Source organism: Aurantibacter sp. (genome assembly GCF_042094015.1).
Lineage (GTDB): Bacteria > Bacteroidota > Bacteroidia > Flavobacteriales > Flavobacteriaceae > Aurantibacter.
The window spans coordinates 1-5,268 of the sequence record NZ_JBELDZ010000107.1; the positions used below are offsets into that span (position 1 = coordinate 1).

Annotated in this window: 5 protein-coding genes; 4 read left to right on the plus strand and 1 reads right to left on the minus strand. The window is 30.9% G+C overall.

Going from position 1 to position 5,268, the window contains the following annotated elements; genetic code table 11:
- Nucleotides 1-892: 892 nt before the first annotated feature.
- Nucleotides 893-1,489, minus strand: a complete 597-nt coding sequence (locus ACFDSN_RS11560; protein WP_375240012.1) for a recombinase family protein — start codon at nt 1,487-1,489, stop codon at nt 893-895.
- Nucleotides 1,490-1,717: 228 nt separating this feature from the next.
- Here ACFDSN_RS11560 and ACFDSN_RS11565 point away from each other — a divergent pair, with 228 nt between their 5' ends.
- The 4 genes from ACFDSN_RS11565 to ACFDSN_RS11580 all read left to right on the plus strand — a co-directional run bounded on the left by ACFDSN_RS11565 (nt 1,718) and on the right by ACFDSN_RS11580 (nt 5,124).
- Nucleotides 1,718-1,990: a hypothetical protein gene (locus ACFDSN_RS11565; RefSeq protein ID WP_375240013.1), complete on the plus strand. Its 273-nt coding sequence runs from the start codon at nt 1,718-1,720 to the stop codon at nt 1,988-1,990.
- 598 nt (nt 1,991-2,588) lie between these two features.
- Nucleotides 2,589-3,071 carry a hypothetical protein gene (locus ACFDSN_RS11570; RefSeq protein ID WP_375240014.1) on the plus strand — a complete coding sequence of 161 codons (483 nt, stop codon included), beginning with the start codon at nt 2,589-2,591 and terminating at the stop codon, nt 3,069-3,071.
- Between the two features lies 1 nt (nt 3,072).
- Nucleotides 3,073-3,270: a hypothetical protein gene (locus tag ACFDSN_RS11575; protein ID WP_375240015.1), complete on the plus strand. Its 198-nt coding sequence runs from the start codon at nt 3,073-3,075 to the stop codon at nt 3,268-3,270.
- A 126-nt stretch (nt 3,271-3,396) separates the two neighbouring features.
- On the plus strand, nt 3,397-5,124 hold the full coding sequence (locus ACFDSN_RS11580; protein WP_375240016.1) for a DEAD/DEAH box helicase: 1,728 nt from the start codon (nt 3,397-3,399) through the stop codon (nt 5,122-5,124).
- Nucleotides 5,125-5,268: the final 144 nt, after the last annotated feature.

The window sequence follows — 5,268 nt, forward strand, 5'->3', positions numbered from 1 at the left end:
GAGTGCTTGACTGGCAGTCAAGAGGTCGTGGGTTCGAGTCCCATCTTCTCCACAAGGGTTAATTCCAATACAATCAAAGAGTTATATTAATTTATGGCTCTTTTTTTATGCCTAATTTTTAGTAAAAGGGCGCAGTAGGGGGCGCATATTGGGTCTATTTTTTATTTTTCAAAATTCAAATGTTGGTTTTAAAATAAATAATTTTACTTTTAACAAAAAAACAAAATGGGCTTATTTAATAATGAAATTGAGTTAACTAAATATATATAATGAACAAAAAAATCATCATATACGTCCTTTTGACAATTACATTGATTATTCAATATTTTGATAAAGACGGTAGTTTTCGTTGGGCGCAATACATTATTCTTGGAATAATGGTTTTAGCAGCGATTTACTACAACGTAAAAAAACATAGAGATGAAAAATAAGGTTTTAATCTATTGGTTTATTTTACAAGTCATTTTTGTTTTTATTACAACTGGATTTTTAGTTAATGGAAAATCTGATTTAGCTGGTAATTTATTTATTATATTCATTGTTCAGTCACTCATATTTATATGTTTTCTACTTTATAAGAAAAGAAAATGGTTCTTTAAATAAGAGTATTAAAAACTATGTTTGTAAGAAGTAGAGGGGTCGTCAATGCGTAGCATGACGATCCTTCGGAGTCGTCAAGCTACTATGTTATATAACACAAAAATAACGTGTTTACTTATATACAGAAGCATTGGACTTATTTTATAAATTTCAAATTTGAAATGTCGGTTTTAATCGAAAAGATATTTGACTATTGGACTTTCTTTAGAATTCGTTTATTTGAAATAGTATCATCGCAAGAAAGCAGATTTACCGTAATTACGTAATTTCTGAATTATTTAATCAAGTTTTTTCAAAAAGATATTTGACCATCTCTAATTAGCTTCTTTACTTTCTTGACCGTACCCTCCGATGTTTTGGATAATAATGCAGTCCTTTTAATACTCTCCTTTTGTTTAAGATGTTTAAGAATGGCTTGAGTTGATGACTTATTAATGAATGTATCTATACTCTCGGCAGTTCCCTTTTGTCTACCCATATAAAGACCTTTTGCTTTCCTTTCAGCTATGCCCTCTGTTTGTCTTTCCTTTGCTCTCGATAGTTCAAATTCGGCAAGTGTTCCCAAGATACCTATCATCATTTTTGCGATAGGGTTCTCTTTGCCATCGATTATAGTATTTAACCCCTCCTTTTCAGATACTACATTTATCCCAATGCTTGTAAAGTTCTGGATAGTTTGCATAATATCTAATGTATTTCTACCTAACCTATCAATAGAGTGAACGTGCACCTCTGTGATTTCTTTATTATTTAATAGCTTATTTGCTTGTGGTCTTTCAGCGAAAGGAGTAGACCCGCTTATCTTATCTATATAAACCTTACCATCAAATTTTTCTTGTCTATCTGTGTTCTGTTCTGTGGTCGAAATCCTAATGTACTTAACTATCATATGTTCGGTTTTGTTCGGTTAAAGTTCAAAGGTAATAATTCTTTTTTAATTAGACAATAATAGGGTGGGTTAATTTAACTATGTAAAACCAATGTATCCGTTTCTATTGGTGGGTTAATAAAACCTATACCCTAAAAATGTCTATAAATGTCCATAAGTTGTTTACAAGTATTACACAAAATATTACACATACCGCTATATATTAATGGTAACCAATGATAAAATACTATGAGTTTTAAAGGAATAGCAAATAAGAACGGCAGACCAAAGGGTTCTGTGAACAAGATTTCTTCGGAGGTCAAAGCCACAATTTCAGATATAATAGCAGAGAACACAATTCAACTAAACGAAAGGATGCAACGTCTGGATGATGATGCCTTTATTAAACATTACATAAACCTTTTAAAGTTTATAGTCCCAATGCAAAAGGCGGTTGAAGTAAAACCAGTTTCGGATGGCTTTCCAGAGAATATAGAAATAGAAATAATCACAAGGGATTAAAAAAGATTATTAATAAAGTTTATCAGTTTAAATCAGTTAACTGAAAAAAAGTACCCTTTCAAAATAAAAAGTATGGCATTCGGTATTATATAATAGTAGAAAGATAAGAAGTCAAAAAAGATGTTTAAGAACGAGATTTATATCATCATTGATTATCAGCAGTTTAAGATAATAATTGGTGTAAGGGTATCACAGAAAGTAAAACAAAAAATTAATATTTAGTTATCATAATATGAAAGTAAGAACAAAAGAAACATATAGGAGAAAACCTAAAAAAGAAAGTTCAGTCGACCTCCTAAAAAAGGTAGTTGACTTATTAACCAAATCCAAAACCAATGGAAAAAATAGTAAGAAATGAGCATACAATTAGTTTGCGTATGCCAAACCAGATGAGGTCTAATCTTGAAACAATAGCAACTGAAAACGAATGTAGTATATCGTCAGTAATAAGATATGCTATCTCTAACCTCGTAACTGATGAGTAGGTCAAGCACAAGAGATAAAGTCGCTCTTTTGAAAGAATGGAGAGGCAGTGAATTACCAAAGAACATATGGAGAAATACCAAAATTTATATCTATAACTATAACAACAATAAAAATGAACACACAAAAAATTAAAAAAGTTTATCAAACAAGAATTGACGCAGAAACTAAAGACCTCCTTAAAGTGGTTGAGTTAGTTGTCGAGCAATCAGAACTGCTAAAGAAATTAGATAGTAAGTCCATCGCTGAATTTGAATTTAAAGTAAATGAAAAATCGGGATTTGTTAACGCTTTAATGAGTGCTACGGCATACGGTAAAGATAAAGAGTATAAGAGGTTATTAGACCTCGAAAAACAAATCGATGGTAGATTATGTGCAGACGATTTAAATGCCAACAAAGGTCTTAAAAAGCGTGTTTCAGATAGCATCCGAGATAAGCATACTGTATACTATACAGAGAATGAATTACGAACAAAAGATATACTCGACAAGATAATCCAGATGCATAATACTTTAAGCTATGAGGATAGAAAGCACATAGGGTTTGATAGGAGCGGTGCTTTAATTTATTCTCCATTTTCATCACTATTAAGATAATATGGGAACATACAGCTTTACGTTAAAAAACAATTCCAACGGTAACATTACTCAAGTGAATAACGCCACAATGAGGATTATAGAAAAGGCAATCGAAAACTTTAAAAGTAAAGAAAGTTTGAATGCTGAAATCCCATCAGAGGTAATGAAAAGAAGTAGAAAAATTCGCAGTAAAAAAGAATTAACCAATAGGCATTAACAACCGCTTTTGTTTCTTTTTGTGGTTTCTGTGGGAGATTTGTAGGAGGATTTGATCGCTACGCGAATCAAACCTCCGCAAACTCCCTTTATTACAATTAAATATTAACCTTTTAAACCTTAATCAATGTATACGATTGATAAGTTTATAGGAGAGTTTCAAACAAGAATAAACTCATTTATAAACAAAAACATTTTACGACAATTAATAGTATCCCCAACTGGAACTGGCAAAACTTTCGCCATCATTAGATATGCAGATGCGAACCCAGACAAGAGAATAGTTCTATTATGCCCTACCCAAAGTTTAGTAGATAATATTCAAATGGACAATCCAAATCTTACTTGTGGATACGGTGCGGAGTTTTTAAGCTATAATAAAACAAATAATTTTATTGTAACTACATACGATAGTATAGAAAAAATAGAGGATGTAGATTTATACATAGTAGATGAGGCACACCTTACTTGTTCTCATTCAAGTTTTAGAGATGTCATTCCTATGATATTTCAAACACAAACTAAAGTAGTTTTTATAACTGCAACCCCAGAAATCATAGAGGACTTATTCCCAAAATATAATAACAAAGATTACATACTTGAATTTGATATTCACAGAACCAAAAAAGAGGTTAATATTTTTACTGGCAAGTATAACGTTAAGCTTACTATAAAGGATATTATAACAAATAATCTGAAACCCTCTAAAACAATTCTTATAAGAGTTAATTCCAAAAAAGTCATAGATGATATAATGCAAACATTTAAACCTACTCAAAAAGATAAGATTGCTTGTATTTATTCAGATGAGGATAATGTTTTATATCAAAATCAAGATAAAGAGAAAATTAGAGAACTAAAGAAAGGAAAGATTTCAGACCTCGACTTTATTTTATGTACCTCTATTTATGATGTTGGTTTATCATTTGAGGTTGATAGAGATATTCAATGTTATGCAATAAGTCAAGATAACAGATGTATGCCCAATGCAATCGATATGGTTCAGCTTCTGGCTCGTGTTCGTGAAAATAGCGGTTATAATATGGATTTAACTATTATAGGTAACTATGGCGATTATGAAATCATAAACAGTCCGTTTGATAATTACAAGTCCAAAATACAGTTATGTAATGAAATGGCACACAGATATGAGCAGTACAGTCATTTAAGTTTTGACGCTTACATAGGTATCTTAAATTATTACAAAATAGATGTAACAGAAATACAAACTTTAGGTTTTGAAACTCATAAGGTAAAAATGGCTTCGAGGGTATCCGATACGGTAATCGCTCAAAATTTCAATAGCTTTCCAGAAGAGTATGCAATTATTTGCGGTAACTTGGAGTATATGGGTAAATCACACTTAATTAAGCTAATTACTGGTACTGAAAGTGTAGAGGGTTTAAAGAACAATGCAAATGTTCAGAGAGTGTATAATATCTTATTTGAGGCAACCAAATTGGAGATAGATTTAGATTTGTTTATCGGAGAGCGGTTCTCTGTAAAAAGATACGATTTACTAAAAGAGGTTACTACAAATTACACTTTAGATAAAAGAGATATTTATTCAAATCTTATTAGAGGTGTATATTCAAAAGATGCTATTTTCAACTACAAAGAATTAGGATTTAACGAACTCAATAAGAGTAAACAGAAATCTATAAGAACCCTATTTGATATGACCTATAAGCGTGGAAACTTTAGGGGTGTAAAAGCCGAAAAAATATTAAAAAAAGGGGTGGATAAGGTGTTTTTAGAGTATATGAATAATATAACTTGCACAAACAGTATGTACTCTTTTAAGAAAGTACAGATAAAATGTGCAGAAATTGATAAAGAATTAGCTGCTTTTTAAAGATAGTTCGTTAATAATCTTTTCAACTTGTTTCTTATCCTCATCATTTAGAAAATTAAGCATCTTAATGTATAGCATCATTGATAAATCTTCAAACCTAAAGTCCTCTAATATTTCGGTGTGTGCTTGTTGTACCTTTTCAGA

Coding starts and splice junctions, on each gene's coding strand:
- ACFDSN_RS11570 (WP_375240014.1), top strand. CDS start 2,589: ATGAACACACAAAAAATTAAAAAAGTTTATCAAACAAGAATTGACGCA.
- ACFDSN_RS11575 (WP_375240015.1), top strand. CDS start 3,073: ATGGGAACATACAGCTTTACGTTAAAAAACAATTCCAACGGTAACATT.
- ACFDSN_RS11565 (WP_375240013.1), top strand. CDS start 1,718: ATGAGTTTTAAAGGAATAGCAAATAAGAACGGCAGACCAAAGGGTTCT.
- ACFDSN_RS11560 (WP_375240012.1), bottom strand. CDS start 1,489: ATGATAGTTAAGTACATTAGGATTTCGACCACAGAACAGAACACAGAT.
- ACFDSN_RS11580 (WP_375240016.1), top strand. CDS start 3,397: ATGTATACGATTGATAAGTTTATAGGAGAGTTTCAAACAAGAATAAAC.